Source organism: Streptomyces sp. NPDC020917 (assembly GCF_044333795.1).
Lineage (GTDB): Bacteria > Actinomycetota > Actinomycetes > Streptomycetales > Streptomycetaceae > Actinacidiphila.
Map to the genome: position 1 here is coordinate 18347 of NZ_JBIRRR010000015.1, position 13244 is coordinate 31590.

Consider the following 13244-nt stretch of genomic DNA (forward strand, 5'->3'; position numbering starts at 1 on the left):
ACCGGGGTCGGCTCCGGACATGCCGGAAGACACGCGGGGCCGACGTATGAGTCTACGCGAGGCTTCGCCGAAACACGAATCGGGAAGCCTGCCCACGCAGCGTGATCGCTACGCCTCCCGGTGCCCCACTCGAAAGGGGGATGTCACGCCAGCGGGTCGGGAGCCGCGGTGATGCCGTACTCGGCCAGCTTGGCCTTGCCGCCGTCCGGAGCGGTGAGGACCAGCGGACCCTGCTCGGTCAGCGCCACCGAGTGCTCCCAGTGCGAGGACCACGAGCCGTCGTCGGACTTCACCGTCCACTCGTCCTCCAGCACGTGGGTGTGCGGGGAGCCGAGGGTCACCATCGGCTCGATCGCCAGGCACACCCCGGGGACCAGCTTGATCCCGCGGCCGCGCTTCTTGGTGACGTAGTTCAGCAGGTGCGGCTCCATGTGCATCTCGGTGCCGATGCCGTGGCCGCCGTACTCCTCGACGATGCCGTACTTGCCGGTCGCCGGCCGCGGCTGCCGGCGGATGTACGACTCGACGGCGCGGGAGATGTCCTCCAGCCGGTTGCCCTTGCGGAACGCGGCGATGCCGGCCCACATGGACTCCTCGGTGACCCGGCTCAGCTCCAGCAGCTCGGGGGCGTGGCCGGAGCCGACGAAGCAGGTGAAGGCCGCGTCGCCGTGCCAGCCGTCGACGATCGCGCCGGCGTCGATGGCGATGACGTCGCCGTCCTTGAGGACCGTGGCGCGGTCGGGGATGCCGTGCACCACCACGTCGTTGACCGAGGTGCAGATGTTGCCGGGGAAACCGCCGTAGCCGAGGAAGTTGGGCTTGGCGCCGTGGTCGGCGATCACCTTGGCGGCGATCTCGTCCAGGTCCTTGGTCGTGGCGCCGGGGACCGCGGCCGCCCGGGTCGCCTCGTGGATCGCCGCGACGACCAGCCCGGCCGCCCGCATCTTCGCGATCTGCTCGGGGGTCTTCATCTCCACCATCGCGGCTGACGCCTTCCTTGACTCTGCCCGCCCCGGAGGACCGGGGTTGCCTGCCTGTTCAACCATACGGCCGTGGCGCCCTGCCGGGCACCACGGCCGTGTGCCGTGCTGTGTTGCGATGCCTGCGGGCCGCGTGCTCGGGCGGCCCGCCCCCGCCGCCGCTGCTACTCCCCGCGGCGCAGGGCGTCCATCGCCCGCTGCGTCACCTCGGCCACCGCGCCGAGCGCGGAGATGGTGACCACCAGGTTCTGCTGCTTGTAGTAGTCGATGATCGGCTCGGTCTCGCGGTGGTAGACCTCGAGGCGGTTGCGCACCTTGTCCGGGGTGTCGTCCGAGCGCTGGTACAGCTCGCCGCCGCACTCGTCGCAGACGCCCTCGGTGGCCGGGGCGCTGTAGTCGACGTGGAAGACGTGCGCGCTGTTGTTGCGGCACACCCGGCGGCCGGCGATCCGCTTGACCACCTCGTCCTCGGGGACCTCCAGGTCCAGCACGCCGTCCAGGGCGATGTCGTGCGCGGCCAGGTAGGCGTCCAGCGCCCGCGCCTGGAACTCGTTGCGCGGGAAGCCGTCGAGCAGGAAGCCCTTGGCGGCGTCCGGCTGGTTCAGCCGGTCCTCGGCCATGCCGATGGTGACCTCGTCGGGGACGAGGTCACCCGCGTCCATGTACGCCTTCGCCTGCTTGCCGAGGTCGGTGCCCTGGCTGATGTTGGCGCGGAACAGGTCACCCGTGGAGATGTGCGGGATGGACAGGTTCTTGGCGAGGAACGCGGCCTGCGTCCCCTTGCCTGCGCCGGGCGGCCCGACCAGGACGATTCGCATCAGCGGAGGAACCCTTCGTAGTTGCGCTGCTGGAGCTGGCTCTCGATCTGCTTCACGGTCTCCAGACCCACACCGACGATGATGAGGATGCTGGTGCCGCCCAGCGGGAAGTTGCCGTTGCTCCCGTTGAAGATCGCGATGGCGACCGTCGGAACGAGCGCGATGAGACCCAGGTACAGCGCACCAGGCCACGTGATGCGGTTCAGCACGTAACTCAGGTATTCGGCGGTGGGGCGGCCGGCCCGGATACCCGGGATGAACCCACCATACTTCTTCATATTGTCCGAGACTTCTTCGGGGTTGAAGGAGATCGCGACGTAGAAGAAGGCGAAGAAGACGATCAGCAGGAAGTAGGCGGCCATGTAGATCGGGTGGTCGCCCTTGGTCATGTTGCGGCTGATCCACTGCGCCCAGCCGGCCGTCGATCCGGAGAACTGGACGATGAGCGCCGGGATGTAGAGCAGCGACGAGGCGAAGATGACCGGGATCACACCCGCCTGGTTGACCTTCAGCGGGATGTACGTGGACGTACCGCCGTAGGACCGCCGGCCGATCATGCGCTTCGCGTACTGCACGGGGATGCGCCGCTGGGCCTGCTCGACGAAGACCACGAGGCCGACGATCGCCAGGCCGATCGCGATCACCGCGAGGAACTCGACCCAGCCGCCGGCGATCTTGCCGGACACCTTGATCGCCCACAGCGAGCCGGGGAAGCCGGCCGCGATGGCCACGAACATCAGCAGGGACATGCCGTTGCCGATGCCGCGGTCGGTGATCAGCTCACCGAGCCACATGATCATCACGGTACCGGCGGTCATGCAGGTGACCATGGTGACCGTGGTGAAGATCGACTGGTTGGGCACGATCTGCGAGGCCTGGGTGCAGTTCGAGAACAGGCTGCCGGAGCGGGCGGTGGCCACCAGGCCGGTGCCCTGCAGGACAGCGAGCGCCACCGTCAGGTAGCGGGTGTACTGGGTGATCTTCGTGGTGCCGGCCTGGCCCTCCTTCTTGAGGGCTTCCAGACGGGGGATGACCACGGTGAGCAGCTGCAGGATGATGCTGGCCGTGATGTACGGCATGATCCCGAGCGCGAAGATCGTCAGCTGGAGCAGCGCGCCACCGCTGAACATGTTCACCAGGCCGAAGAGGCTGTTGTTGCCCTTCGTGTCCTTGATGCACTCATTGACCACCGTGTAGTCGATGCCGGGCACCGGCACATGCGCGCCGAGCCGGTAGACCACCACGATGCCCAGCGTGAAGAGCAGCTTCTTGCGCAGGTCGGGCGTCCTGAACGCCCGGGCGAACGCGGTGAGCACGGTGCCTCCTGCACCCCCCGCGCCACGGCGGAAGGACGGTCTGATGAGGATCGGGAAAGAGCAGCGTTGGCCACCTTACCGGCGAGGCGCCCCGACTAGGAATGACCAGCCGGACAGCAATAGCAGCGGTAGCGCCCACAGCTGGGGCACAGCACGCCGGTAAAGCGGCAGACCGGGGATGCCCTGCGGTGCTGGGCATCCCCGGTCAGGTGTGACAGAGACCTCAGACGAGCTCGGTCACGCTGCCGCCTGCGGCGGCGATCTTCTCCTTGGCGGAGCCGGAGACCGCGTCCACGGTCACCTGCAGCGCCACGGAGACCTCGCCGGTGCCGAGCACCTTGACGAGCTGGTTCTTGCGCACGGCACCCTTGGCGACCAGGTCGGCCACGGTGACCTCACCACCCTCGGGGTAGAGGGAGGCGAGCTTGTCCAGGTTGACGACCTGGTACTCGGTGCGGAACGGGTTCTTGAAGCCCTTGAGCTTCGGGAGCCGCATGTGGAGGGGCATCTGCCCACCCTCGAAGCGCTCCGGAACCTGGTAGCGGGCCTTGGTGCCCTTGGTGCCACGACCGGCCGTCTTGCCCTTGGACGCCTCACCACGACCCACGCGGGTCTTGGCGGTCTTGGCGCCCGGAGCCGGACGGAGGTTGTGGATCTTGATCGGGTTGTCACCCATGATCAGTCGACCTCCTCGACCGTGACGAGGTGGCGGACGGTGTGGACCATGCCGCGGATCTCCGGGCGGTCCTCCTTGACCACCACGTCGTTCAGCCGCTTCAGGCCGAGCGAACGCAGGGTGTCACGGTGGTTCTGCTTGCTGCCGATGTAGGACTTGGTCTGCGTGACCTTCAGGCGCGCCATCAGGCACCCACCCCGGCACGCGCGCGCAGCAGGGCCGCCGGCGCGACGTCCTCGATCGGCAGACCGCGGCGGGCGGCGATCTCCTCGGGCCGCTGAAGGCCCTGGAGAGCGGCCACCGTGGCGTGCACGATGTTGATCGCGTTGTCCGAGCCGAGGCTCTTGGACAGCACGTCGTGGATACCGGCGCACTCCAGCACGGCACGCACCGGGCCACCGGCGATCACACCGGTACCGGGGGAAGCCGGCTTGAGCAGGACGACGCCCGCAGCCTTCTCGCCCTGGATCGGGTGGGGGATGGTGCCCTGGATACGGGGGACCTTGAAGAAGTGCTTCTTGGCCTCCTCCACACCCTTGGCGATGGCGGCCGGCACCTCCTTGGCCTTGCCGTAGCCGACACCGACGGTGCCGTCACCATCGCCCACCACGACCAGCGCGGTGAAGCTGAAGCGACGACCACCCTTCACAACTTTGGCGACGCGGTTGATCGCGACGACCCGCTCGACGTAGGCGGTCTTCTCGGCCTGCTGGCCGCCGTCCCGCCGGTCCTTACGGTCCCGTCGCTCGCCGCCACCGGCACCGCTTCCGCGGCGCTGGGGTCCAGCCATGGGAATTACCTCTCTTCGTTTCCGCTAGCTACGGGCCGGTTCAGAACTTCAGGCCGGCTTCGCGGGCGGCGTCCGCCAGGGCGGCGATGCGCCCGGCGTACTGGTTGCCGCCACGGTCGAACACGACAGCGCCGACGCCCTTGGCCTTCGCACGCTCGGCCACGAGCTGGCCGACCTGCTTGGCCTTGGCGCTCTTGTCGCCTTCGCCGCCGCGGATGGACGCGTCGAGGGTCGACGCCGACGCGAGCGTGTGACCCGCGAGGTCGTCGATCACCTGCGCGGTGATGCCGCGGTTGGACCGCGTCACCACCAGGCGCGGGCGCTCGGGGGTACCGGAGATCCGCTTGCGGACCCGGATGTGCCGACGCTTGAGCGCCGCACCCTTGTACGCCTTGCCCTTGGCGATCTTCACACCGTATGCCATGGCTACTTACCAGCCTTTCCGACCTTGCGGCGGATGACCTCGCCGGCGTACTTGACGCCCTTGGCCTTGTACGGGTCGGGCTTCCGCAGCTTGCGGATGTTGGCGGCCACCTCGCCGACCTTCTGCTTGTCGATGCCCTCGACCGTGAACTTGGTCGGGGACTCGACCTTGAAGGAGATCCCCTCAGGGGCCTCGACGAGGATCGGGTGGCTGTAGCCCAGGGCGAACTCCAGGCTGGTGCCCTTCGCCTGGACGCGGTAGCCGACACCGCTGATCTCCAGTGCCTTGCTGTAGCCCGCGGTCACGCCGGTGATCATGTTCGCCACCAGCGTGCGGGACAGGCCGTGCAGGGCCTTCGAGACACGCTCGTCGTTGGGACGCGTGACGAGCAGAGTGCCGTCCTCGCCCTTGGCGATCTCGATCGGCGCGGCGACGGTGTGGGTGAGCGAGCCCTTGGGGCCCTTCACCGCGACCGTGCGGCCGTCGAGGGTGACGTCCACTCCGGCGGGAACCGAGATGGGCAGCTTGCCGATGCGCGACATTGCTCTACCTCTCTTTCCCGGTTACCAGACGTAGGCGAGGACTTCCCCACCCACGCCCTTCTTCTGCGCCTGCTGGCCGGTGAGCAGACCGTGCGACGTGGAGATGATCGCCACGCCCAGGCCGCCGAGCACCTTCGGCAGGTTGGTGGACTTTGCGTAGACCCGCAGACCCGGCTTGCTGATCCGCTTGATGCCGGCGATCGAGCGCTCGCGGTTCGGGCCGAACTTCAGCTCGAGGGTGAGGTTCTTGCCGACCTCGGCCTCCTCGACCTTCCAGCCGGTGATGTAGCCCTCCTGCTGGAGGATCTCCGCGATGTGCGACTTGATCTTGCTGAACGGCATCGACACGTCGTCGTGGTACGCCGAGTTCGCGTTCCGCAGACGGGTCAGCATGTCTGCGATGGGGTCGGTCATGGTCATGAGTTGGCCCTGGGCCTCTCTCGCCGGGGTTTCCTGGTGCGCCGTCCTTCTCCCCCAGCGATGTGGGGACGGGTGCGGTGCGGTGGACCTACGGCGTAGTAAGTCGATGCGGGCGGCGAGCGCCCAACCCCTCTACCTTACGGGATAGGGGGCTGGGCTCCCGCCGTCCAACTGCTTACCGAGAGCTCCGGGAATCCGAATACTCGGATTACCAGGAGCTCTTGGTGACGCCCGGCAGCTCGCCGCGGTGAGCCATCTCACGAAGGCACACACGGCACAGGCCGAACTTGCGGTAGACGGAGTGCGGCCGGCCACAGCGCTGGCAGCGGTTGTACGCGCGCACAGCGAACTTGGGCTTGCGAGCGGCCTTAGCGATCAGAGCCTTCTTCGCCACGGTCAGTTCTCCTTGAACGGGAAGCCGAGGTGACGAAGCAGGGCACGACCCTCGTCGTCGTTGGTCGCCGTGGTGACCACGGTGATGTCCATGCCCCGGACCCGGTCGATCTTGTCCTGGTCGATCTCGTGGAACATGACCTGCTCCGTGAGACCGAACGTGTAGTTGCCCCGGCCGTCGAACTGCTTGGGGGACAGACCACGGAAGTCGCGGATGCGCGGCAGCGCCAGCGACAGCAGACGGTCCAGGAACTCCCACATGCGGTCACCGCGGAGGGTGACGTGGGCACCGATCGGCTGGCCCTCACGCAGCTTGAACTGCGCGATGGACTTACGGGCCTTGGTGACCTGCGGCTTCTGGCCGGTGATCGTGGCGAGGTCGCGGATGGCGCCCTCGATCAGCTTGGAGTCGCGGGCGGCGTCGCCCACACCCATGTTGACCACGATCTTGGTGAGACCGGGGACCTGCATGACGTTCTCGTACTTGAACTCGTCACGCAGCTTGCCCGCGATCTCCTCGCGGTAGCGCGTCTTCAGACGCGGGTGCGCTGCACCAGTAACAGTGGTGGCAGTCATCAGATGTCCTCACCGGTCCGCTTGGCAACGCGGATCTTGTTGCCCTCGTCGTCGAAGCGGTAGCCGACGCGGGTCACGACCTTCTTGCCGTCCTTCTCCACGACCAGCTGCACGTTGCTGATGTGGATCGGCGCCTCGGTGGTGATGATGCCGCCGGTCTTGGAACCGCGGTCGGACTGGCCGGCCTTGGTGTGCTTCTTGACCCGGTTGACACCCTCGACCAGGACACGGTCCTCGCGGGGGTAGGCCACGATGACCTTGCCCTGCTTGCCCTTGTCCTTGCCCGTGATGACCTGGACCAGGTCGCCCTTCTTGATCTTCATCGGTTACAGCACCTCCGGCGCGAGCGAGACGATCTTCATGAACCTCTTCTCGCGCAGCTCACGGCCCACGGGGCCGAAGATGCGGGTGCCGCGCGGGTCACCGTCGTTCTTGAGGATGACCGCCGCGTTCTCGTCGAAGCGGATGTACGAGCCGTCGGCACGGCGGCGCTCCTTGACGGTGCGCACGACGACAGCCTTGACGACCTCGCCCTTCTTCACGTTGCCACCGGGGATCGCGTCCTTGACGGTGGCGACGATGACGTCACCGATGCCCGCGTAGCGGCGACCCGAGCCACCGAGAACACGGATGCAAAGGATCTCCTTGGCACCTGTGTTGTCGGCGACACGAAGTCGCGACTCCTGCTGGATCACGTCTATCTCCTGTTTGTCGCGTCGGTTCCCGGCGGGGGCGTGTTGCCACGCCCACCGCCGAGCCTGACGGAACGGTCCTGAGCGGACACCCGCTCAGGGATTACTGGGCCTTACTTGGCCTTCTCGAGGATCTCCACGACTCGCCAGCGCTTCGTCGCCGAGAGCGGCCGGGTCTCCATCAGGAGGACGCGGTCGCCGATGCCGGCGGCGTTCTGCTCGTCGTGCGCCTTGAGCTTGTTGGTGCGCCGGATGACCTTGCCGTACAGGGCGTGCTTCACCCGGTCCTCGACGGCGACCACAACGGTCTTGTCCATCTTGTCGCTGACCACAAGGCCCTCGCGGGTCTTGCGGAAGCCGCGCTGCTCGGTCGTCTCAGTCACATTCTTCTCGCTCATCAGGCGCTCTCCACCGTCTCGATGCCCAGCTCGCGCTCACGCATCAGGGTGTAGATCCGGGCGATGTCCTTGCGGACGGTCTTGAGCCGGGAGTTGTTCTCCAGCTGTCCGGTGGCCGCCTGGAAGCGGAGGTTGAACAGCTCCTCCTTGGCCTCACGCAGCTTGCCGACGAGCTCCTCGTCGCCCAGCTGGCGCAGCTCGGTCGCCGTGGTACCGGCCGCCATCACGACTCACCTGCCTCGCGCCGCACGATGCGGCACTTCATCGGAAGCTTGTGTGCGGCGCGGGTCAGCGCCTCACGAGCAACCTTCTCGTTCGGGAAAGACAGCTCGAACATCACCCGTCCGGGCTTGACGTTCGCGATCCACCACTCCGGCGAACCCTTACCGGAACCCATGCGGGTCTCGGCCGGCTTCTTCGTGAGCGGGCGGTCCGGGTAGATGTTGATCCAGACCTTGCCGCCACGCTTGATGTGACGGGTGATGGAGATACGAGCGGACTCGATCTGCCGGTTGGTCACGTAGGCGGGGGTGACGGCCTGCAGGCCGTACTCACCGAACGCCAGCTCCGTGCCGCCCTTGGCCATGCCGTCGCGCTTCGGGTGGTGCTGCTTGCGGTGCTTGACCCTGCGGGGGATCAGCATGGGTTACTCAGCCTTCCGTTCCGGGGGTCTCCGCAGCCGGAGCCTCGACGGGGGCGGACGCCTCGGCCTTGGGGGCCTGGGCGGCTTCCGTCTGAGGACGACGGCCACGGCCACCGCGCTCGCCACCGCGACGCTGCGGACGCTCGTTGCCCCCGCCACGGGCCGGACGGTTGCCGGCGCGGGCGGCGGCGTTGTCGGCGCGGACCTCGGCGATGTTCTTGACGTCGCCCTTGTAGATCCACACCTTCACACCGATGCGGCCGAAGGTGGTCTTGGCCTCGAAGAAGCCGTAGTCCACGTTGGCGCGCAGGGTGTGCAGGGGAACCCGGCCCTCGCGGTAGAACTCCGAGCGGGACATCTCGGCGCCGCCGAGACGGCCACCGCACTGGATCTTGATGCCCTTGGCGCCGGCCTTCAGCGTGCCCTGCATGCTCTTGCGCATGGCACGGCGGAAGGAGACGCGGGAGGACAGCTGCTCGGCGACGGCCTGGGCCACCAGCTGGGCGTCCATCTCCGGGTTCTTCACCTCGAGGATGTTCAGCTGGACCTGCTTGCCGGTCAGCTTCTCCAGGTCACCGCGGATACGGTCGGCCTCCGCGCCGCGGCGGCCGATGACGATGCCCGGCCGGGCGGTGTGGATGTCGACGCGGACGCGGTCGCGGGTGCGCTCGATCTCCACCTTGGAGATGCCGGCCCGCTCCATGCCCTGCGTCATCATCCGGCGGATGGCGACGTCTTCCTTGACGTAGTCCTTGTACAGCTTGTCGGCGTACCAGCGGGACTTGAAGTCCGTGGTCACACCGAGCCGGAACCCGTACGGGTTAACCTTCTGGCCCATTACCGGGTCCCTTCCTTGCTGGCGACGACCACGGTGATGTGGCTGGTCCGCTTGCGGATCCGGTAGGCACGGCCCTGGGCGCGCGGCCGGAACCGCTTCAGGGTCGGGCCCTCGTCCACGAACGCCTCGCTGATGTAGAGCGACTCGGCGTCCGTGTGGTCGTAGTTGTGCGCGGCGTTGGCGATGGCGCTGTCCAGCACCTTGCCCACCGGCTCGCTCGCGGCCTGCGGCGTGAAACGCAGGACCGCCTGAGCCTCCGTGGCGTTCATGCCACGGATGAGGTCCACCACGCGGCGGGCCTTCATGGGCGTGACGCGGATGTACCGCGCCTGGGCCCTGGCTTCCATGGTTGTCCCTTCGGTGTCTGACTGTGTCGTCGAAGTCGGCACGCGTGATCTGCTTCGATCAGCGACGACGCGACTTGCGGTCGTCCTTCTCATGGCCGCGGAAGGTGCGGGTCGGCGCGAACTCGCCGAGCTTGTGGCCGACCATCGACTCAGTGACAAACACCGGGACGTGCTTACGGCCGTCGTGCACCGCGATCGTGTGGCCGAGCATGGCCGGGACGATCATCGAGCGGCGGGACCAGGTCTTGATGACGTTCTTGGTGCCGGCTTCGTTCTGGACATCCACCTTCTTGCTCAGGTGGTCGTCGACGAAGGGCCCCTTCTTGAGACTGCGCGGCATCTACACCCGCTCCTAGCGCTTCTTGTTCGTCTTGCGGCGGCGGACGATGTACTTGTTGCTCGCCTTCTTGGGAGAACGAGTACGACCCTCCTTCTGACCCCACGGGGAGACCGGGTGGCGACCACCGGAGGTCTTGCCCTCACCACCACCGTGCGGGTGGTCCACCGGGTTCATGGCGACACCGCGGACGGTCGGGCGAACGCCCTTCCACCGCATGCGGCCGGCCTTGCCCCAGTTGATGTTGGACTGCTCGGCGTTGCCGACCTCGCCGATGGTGGCGCGGCAGCGGACGTCGACCATCCGGACCTCGCCGGACGGCATGCGAAGGGTGGCCATGGTGCCCTCCTTCGCCAGCAGCTGGACCGAAGCGCCCGCGGAGCGGGAGATCTTCGCGCCGCCGCCGGGCCGGAGCTCGATCGCGTGGATCGTGGTACCGACCGGGATGTTGCGCAGCGGCAGGTTGTTGCCCGGCTTGATGTCGGCGTTGGGGCCGTTCTCGATCCGGTCGCCCTGCTGCAGGCGGGCCGGGGCGAGGATGTAGCGCTTCTCGCCGTCGGCGTAGTGCAGCAGCGCGATGCGCGCGGTGCGGTTGGGGTCGTACTCGATGTGCGCGACCTTGGCGGGCACGCCGTCCTTGTCGTGCCGACGGAAGTCGATGACACGGTAGGCGCGCTTGTGGCCACCGCCCTGGTGGCGGACGGTCACACGACCGGCGTTGTTACGGCCGCCCTTGCTGTGCAGCGGGCGGACCAGCGACTTCTCCGGCGTGGACCGCGTGATCTCGACAAAGTCGGCGACGCTGGAGCCACGACGGCCCGGAGTCGTCGGCTTGTACTTGCGGATACCCATTTCTCAGTCCTCGGAATATTCCGGACTTCGACTCGACCCGGCCTCCGTTAGGAGACCGGACCGCCGAAGATGTCGATGCGGTCGCCCTCGGCAAGGGTCACGATGGCGCGCTTGGTGTTGGCACGCTTACCGAAACCGGTGCGGGTGCGCTTGCGCTTGCCCTGCCGGTTGATCGTGTTGACCCCGGTGACCTTGACCTGGAAGACCGCCTCGACGGCCTGCTTGATCTGGGTCTTGTTCGCGCGCGGGTCGACGACGAACGTGTACTTGTTCTCGTCCAGCAGCGCGTAGCTCTTCTCGGAGACCACCGGCTTGACCAGAATGTCACGGGGGTCCGTGTAGGTCTTGCTGGTGATCGCGGTCTGCTCGGCCATCAGGCGTCGCTCCCTTCGGTGTCGGCGGCGCCGTTACCGACGAACCGGTCGAAGGCGGCCTGGGTGAAGACCACGTCGTCGGAGACGAGCACGTCGTACGTGTTCAGCTGGCCGGCGTCCAGGATGTGCACCTGGGGCAGGTTGCGGGCCGAGAGCCACGCGGCCTCGTCGGCACGCTCCACGACCAGGAGCAGGTTCTTGCGCTCGCTGATCTTGTTCAGCAGTGCCTTGGCCGACTTCGTGGAGGGGCTCTCGCCCTCGACGACGCCGGTCACCACGTGGATGCGGTCGTGCCGTGCCCGGTCGGTGAGGGCACCGCGCAGCGCGGCGGCCTTCATCTTCTTGGGCGTCCGCTGCGAGTAGTCGCGCGGCACGGGACCGTGCACGACGCCACCGCCGGCGAACTGCGGCGCGCGGGTCGAACCCTGGCGGGCGCGGCCGGTGCCCTTCTGGCGGTACGGCTTCCTGCCACCACCGCGGACCTCGCCACGCGTCTTGACCTTGTGCGTGCCCTGGCGGGCCGCGGCAAGCTGCGCGACGACGACCTGGTGGATCAGCGGGATGCTGACCTTGGCGTCGAAGATCTCGGCCGGGAGCTCGACGGTCCCGGCGGTGTCGCCGGAGGGCGACAGAACGTTAATGGTGCTCATATCCTCAGGCCCCCTTGGCCGCGGTGCGGACCAGGACGAGGCCGCCGTTCGGACCGGGAACCGCGCCCTTGATGAGCAGCAGGCCCTTCTCCGCGTCAACGGCGTGAACGGTCAGGTTCTGGGTGGTGACCCGCTCGTTGCCCATACGGCCCGCCATGCGGAGGCCCTTGAACACACGACCCGGGGTGGCGCAGCCGCCGATGGAGCCCGGGGAGCGGTGCTTGCGCTGGACACCGTGTCCGGCGCCGAGGCCACGGAAGTTGTGGCGCTTCATGACACCGGCGAAGCCCTTGCCCTTGCTCTTGCCGGTGACGTCGACCTTGACGCCCGCCTCGAACACCGTGGCGGTGATCTCCTGGCCGAGCGTGTACTCGCCGGCGTCGGCGGTACGCAGCTCCACCAGGTGGCGGCGCGGGGTGACGTCGGCCTTGGCGAAGTGGCCCTTGAGGGGCTTGTTCACCTTGCGCGGGTCGATCTCGCCGAAGGCGAGCTGGACGGCCTCGTAGCCGTCGGCGTCGTCAGTACGCACCTGGGTCACGACGTTGGGGCCGGCCTTGACGACGGTCACCGGGACGACACGGTTGTTCTCGTCCCAGACCTGCGTCATGCCGAGCTTCTCGCCCAGGATGCCCTTGATCTGCTTAGCCATCTCTCAGATCACCGGCCCTCAGAGCTTGATCTCGATGTCGACGCCGGCCGGAAGGTCCAGGCGCATCAGCGAGTCGACGGTCTTGGGCGTGGGGTCGAGGATGTCAATCAGGCGCTTGTGCGTGCGCATCTCGAAGTGCTCGCGCGAGTCCTTGTACTTGTGCGGCGACTTGATGACGCAGTACACGTTCTTCTCAGTGGGCAGCGGCACCGGGCCCGCGACCTGCGCACCAGTGCGGGTCACCGTCTCGACGATCTTCTTCGCCGAGGAGTCGATGACCTCGTGGTCGTAGGCCTTGAGCCGGATGCGGATCTTCTGTCCCGCCATGGCTACTCCGTAGTCCTTGTCTCTATACGCCCTGGCATCCGCTTCCCCGACCCACGCGGTCGGGCGTGTCGCGCCCCTCGCACATGATTTTCCGCATGCGGAAAGCCCTGGACCAGGGGGTTGCGTGGGAGAGATTCCCACCGGATGCCTGGTCGGAGCCGCGCTGACCCTTCCCGGAAGATTCCCGTACGTCCGTCCCAGC

Annotated in this window: 24 protein-coding genes; all 24 read right to left on the minus strand. The window is 67.4% G+C overall.

Translation table 11 applies throughout. The annotated features are described in order from the left end of the window. Window positions 1-143 precede the first annotated feature (143 nt). The 24 genes from map to rpsJ all read right to left on the minus strand — a co-directional run bounded on the left by map (window position 144) and on the right by rpsJ (window position 13042). Window positions 144-980, minus strand: a complete 837-nt coding sequence (gene map / locus ACH4TG_RS27455) for a type I methionyl aminopeptidase (protein WP_398245212.1) — start codon at window positions 978-980, stop codon at window positions 144-146. Between the two features lie 164 nt (window positions 981-1144). After that, entirely contained in the window at window positions 1145-1798 is a 654-nt protein-coding gene (locus ACH4TG_RS27460; RefSeq protein ID WP_398245213.1) for an adenylate kinase, read from the minus strand. Continuing rightward, the gene (secY, locus tag ACH4TG_RS27465) at window positions 1798-3114 is read right to left on the minus strand and encodes a preprotein translocase subunit SecY (protein ID WP_398245214.1); all 1317 of its coding nucleotides are present in this window, start codon (window positions 3112-3114) and stop codon (window positions 1798-1800) included. Before secY ends, ACH4TG_RS27460 begins: the two co-directional genes overlap by 1 nt. Window positions 3115-3337: 223 nt before the next feature. Then, a complete protein-coding gene (gene rplO, locus ACH4TG_RS27470) occupies window positions 3338-3790 on the minus strand; it encodes a 50S ribosomal protein L15 (RefSeq protein ID WP_069462142.1) in 453 nt (150 codons plus the stop codon). A gap of 2 nt (window positions 3791-3792) precedes the next feature. Next, window positions 3793-3975: a 50S ribosomal protein L30 gene (rpmD, locus tag ACH4TG_RS27475; RefSeq protein ID WP_037912396.1), complete on the minus strand. Its 183-nt coding sequence runs from the start codon at window positions 3973-3975 to the stop codon at window positions 3793-3795. Further along, on the minus strand, window positions 3975-4580 hold the full coding sequence (gene rpsE / locus ACH4TG_RS27480) for a 30S ribosomal protein S5 (protein ID WP_093713222.1): 606 nt from the start codon (window positions 4578-4580) through the stop codon (window positions 3975-3977). The genes rpmD and rpsE overlap by 1 nt, the downstream gene beginning before the upstream one ends. 40 nt (window positions 4581-4620) lie before the next feature. Further along, window positions 4621-5004, minus strand: coding sequence for a 50S ribosomal protein L18 (rplR, locus tag ACH4TG_RS27485; RefSeq protein WP_398245215.1), 384 nt, complete (start codon window positions 5002-5004; stop codon window positions 4621-4623). 2 nt (window positions 5005-5006) lie between these two features. Continuing rightward, window positions 5007-5546, minus strand: a complete 540-nt coding sequence (rplF, locus tag ACH4TG_RS27490; RefSeq protein ID WP_398245216.1) for a 50S ribosomal protein L6 — start codon at window positions 5544-5546, stop codon at window positions 5007-5009. Between the two features lie 21 nt (window positions 5547-5567). Next, window positions 5568-5966, minus strand: a complete 399-nt coding sequence (rpsH, locus tag ACH4TG_RS27495; RefSeq protein WP_398245217.1) for a 30S ribosomal protein S8 — start codon at window positions 5964-5966, stop codon at window positions 5568-5570. Between the two features lie 208 nt (window positions 5967-6174). Further along, complete coding sequence (locus ACH4TG_RS27500) at window positions 6175-6360, minus strand: type Z 30S ribosomal protein S14 (protein WP_030890724.1); 186 nt, start codon at window positions 6358-6360, stop codon at window positions 6175-6177. A gap of 2 nt (window positions 6361-6362) precedes the next feature. After that, window positions 6363-6935, minus strand: coding sequence for a 50S ribosomal protein L5 (gene rplE / locus ACH4TG_RS27505; RefSeq protein WP_398245218.1), 573 nt, complete (start codon window positions 6933-6935; stop codon window positions 6363-6365). Next, window positions 6935-7258: a 50S ribosomal protein L24 gene (gene rplX, locus ACH4TG_RS27510; RefSeq protein ID WP_398245219.1), complete on the minus strand. Its 324-nt coding sequence runs from the start codon at window positions 7256-7258 to the stop codon at window positions 6935-6937. The genes rplE and rplX overlap by 1 nt, the downstream gene beginning before the upstream one ends. A 3-nt stretch (window positions 7259-7261) precedes the next feature. Further along, window positions 7262-7630 carry a 50S ribosomal protein L14 gene (gene rplN, locus ACH4TG_RS27515; RefSeq protein WP_037912379.1) on the minus strand — a complete coding sequence of 123 codons (369 nt, stop codon included), beginning with the start codon at window positions 7628-7630 and terminating at the stop codon, window positions 7262-7264. Window positions 7631-7740: 110 nt separating this feature from the next. Next, window positions 7741-8025, minus strand: coding sequence for a 30S ribosomal protein S17 (rpsQ, locus tag ACH4TG_RS27520; protein WP_069462149.1), 285 nt, complete (start codon window positions 8023-8025; stop codon window positions 7741-7743). Continuing rightward, window positions 8025-8249, minus strand: a complete 225-nt coding sequence (gene rpmC / locus ACH4TG_RS27525; protein ID WP_222962199.1) for a 50S ribosomal protein L29 — start codon at window positions 8247-8249, stop codon at window positions 8025-8027. Before rpmC ends, rpsQ begins: the two co-directional genes overlap by 1 nt. After that, window positions 8249-8668: a 50S ribosomal protein L16 gene (gene rplP / locus ACH4TG_RS27530; RefSeq protein WP_398245220.1), complete on the minus strand. Its 420-nt coding sequence runs from the start codon at window positions 8666-8668 to the stop codon at window positions 8249-8251. The genes rpmC and rplP overlap by 1 nt, the downstream gene beginning before the upstream one ends. A gap of 7 nt (window positions 8669-8675) precedes the next feature. Beyond that, the gene (gene rpsC, locus ACH4TG_RS27535; protein ID WP_398245221.1) at window positions 8676-9506 is read right to left on the minus strand and encodes a 30S ribosomal protein S3; all 831 of its coding nucleotides are present in this window, start codon (window positions 9504-9506) and stop codon (window positions 8676-8678) included. Then, window positions 9506-9853 carry a 50S ribosomal protein L22 gene (gene rplV / locus ACH4TG_RS27540; protein WP_398245222.1) on the minus strand — a complete coding sequence of 116 codons (348 nt, stop codon included), beginning with the start codon at window positions 9851-9853 and terminating at the stop codon, window positions 9506-9508. The genes rpsC and rplV overlap by 1 nt, the downstream gene beginning before the upstream one ends. A 58-nt stretch (window positions 9854-9911) precedes the next feature. Then, a complete protein-coding gene (gene rpsS, locus ACH4TG_RS27545; protein ID WP_014054167.1) occupies window positions 9912-10193 on the minus strand; it encodes a 30S ribosomal protein S19 in 282 nt (93 codons plus the stop codon). Between the two features lie 12 nt (window positions 10194-10205). Next, a complete protein-coding gene (gene rplB, locus ACH4TG_RS27550; protein ID WP_093713210.1) occupies window positions 10206-11042 on the minus strand; it encodes a 50S ribosomal protein L2 in 837 nt (278 codons plus the stop codon). Window positions 11043-11089: 47 nt separating this feature from the next. Continuing rightward, window positions 11090-11416, minus strand: a complete 327-nt coding sequence (rplW, locus tag ACH4TG_RS27555) for a 50S ribosomal protein L23 (protein WP_398245223.1) — start codon at window positions 11414-11416, stop codon at window positions 11090-11092. Then, window positions 11416-12066 (minus strand): 50S ribosomal protein L4, encoded by a 651-nt coding sequence (rplD, locus tag ACH4TG_RS27560; protein ID WP_398245224.1) that lies wholly within the window; start codon window positions 12064-12066, stop codon window positions 11416-11418. Before rplD ends, rplW begins: the two co-directional genes overlap by 1 nt. A 4-nt stretch (window positions 12067-12070) precedes the next feature. Continuing rightward, entirely contained in the window at window positions 12071-12715 is a 645-nt protein-coding gene (gene rplC / locus ACH4TG_RS27565) for a 50S ribosomal protein L3 (RefSeq protein WP_398245225.1), read from the minus strand. Between the two features lie 18 nt (window positions 12716-12733). Next, window positions 12734-13042: a 30S ribosomal protein S10 gene (rpsJ, locus tag ACH4TG_RS27570; protein ID WP_014144312.1), complete on the minus strand. Its 309-nt coding sequence runs from the start codon at window positions 13040-13042 to the stop codon at window positions 12734-12736. Window positions 13043-13244 lie beyond the last annotated feature (202 nt).

Coding starts and splice junctions, on each gene's coding strand:
- map (WP_398245212.1), bottom strand. CDS start 980: ATGGTGGAGATGAAGACCCCCGAGCAGATCGCGAAGATGCGGGCGGCC.
- ACH4TG_RS27460 (WP_398245213.1), bottom strand. CDS start 1,798: ATGCGAATCGTCCTGGTCGGGCCGCCCGGCGCAGGCAAGGGGACGCAG.
- rplO (WP_069462142.1), bottom strand. CDS start 3,790: ATGGGTGACAACCCGATCAAGATCCACAACCTCCGTCCGGCTCCGGGC.
- rpmD (WP_037912396.1), bottom strand. CDS start 3,975: ATGGCGCGCCTGAAGGTCACGCAGACCAAGTCCTACATCGGCAGCAAG.
- rpsE (WP_093713222.1), bottom strand. CDS start 4,580: ATGGCTGGACCCCAGCGCCGCGGAAGCGGTGCCGGTGGCGGCGAGCGA.
- rplR (WP_398245215.1), bottom strand. CDS start 5,004: ATGGCATACGGTGTGAAGATCGCCAAGGGCAAGGCGTACAAGGGTGCG.
- rplF (WP_398245216.1), bottom strand. CDS start 5,546: ATGTCGCGCATCGGCAAGCTGCCCATCTCGGTTCCCGCCGGAGTGGAC.
- rpsH (WP_398245217.1), bottom strand. CDS start 5,966: ATGACCATGACCGACCCCATCGCAGACATGCTGACCCGTCTGCGGAAC.
- rplE (WP_398245218.1), bottom strand. CDS start 6,935: ATGACTGCCACCACTGTTACTGGTGCAGCGCACCCGCGTCTGAAGACG.
- rplX (WP_398245219.1), bottom strand. CDS start 7,258: ATGAAGATCAAGAAGGGCGACCTGGTCCAGGTCATCACGGGCAAGGAC.
- rpsQ (WP_069462149.1), bottom strand. CDS start 8,025: ATGAGCGAGAAGAATGTGACTGAGACGACCGAGCAGCGCGGCTTCCGC.
- rpmC (WP_222962199.1), bottom strand. CDS start 8,249: ATGGCGGCCGGTACCACGGCGACCGAGCTGCGCCAGCTGGGCGACGAG.
- rplP (WP_398245220.1), bottom strand. CDS start 8,668: ATGCTGATCCCCCGCAGGGTCAAGCACCGCAAGCAGCACCACCCGAAG.
- rpsC (WP_398245221.1), bottom strand. CDS start 9,506: ATGGGCCAGAAGGTTAACCCGTACGGGTTCCGGCTCGGTGTGACCACG.
- rplV (WP_398245222.1), bottom strand. CDS start 9,853: ATGGAAGCCAGGGCCCAGGCGCGGTACATCCGCGTCACGCCCATGAAG.
- rpsS (WP_014054167.1), bottom strand. CDS start 10,193: ATGCCGCGCAGTCTCAAGAAGGGGCCCTTCGTCGACGACCACCTGAGC.
- rplB (WP_093713210.1), bottom strand. CDS start 11,042: ATGGGTATCCGCAAGTACAAGCCGACGACTCCGGGCCGTCGTGGCTCC.
- rplW (WP_398245223.1), bottom strand. CDS start 11,416: ATGGCCGAGCAGACCGCGATCACCAGCAAGACCTACACGGACCCCCGT.
- rplD (WP_398245224.1), bottom strand. CDS start 12,066: ATGAGCACCATTAACGTTCTGTCGCCCTCCGGCGACACCGCCGGGACC.
- rplC (WP_398245225.1), bottom strand. CDS start 12,715: ATGGCTAAGCAGATCAAGGGCATCCTGGGCGAGAAGCTCGGCATGACG.
- rpsJ (WP_014144312.1), bottom strand. CDS start 13,042: ATGGCGGGACAGAAGATCCGCATCCGGCTCAAGGCCTACGACCACGAG.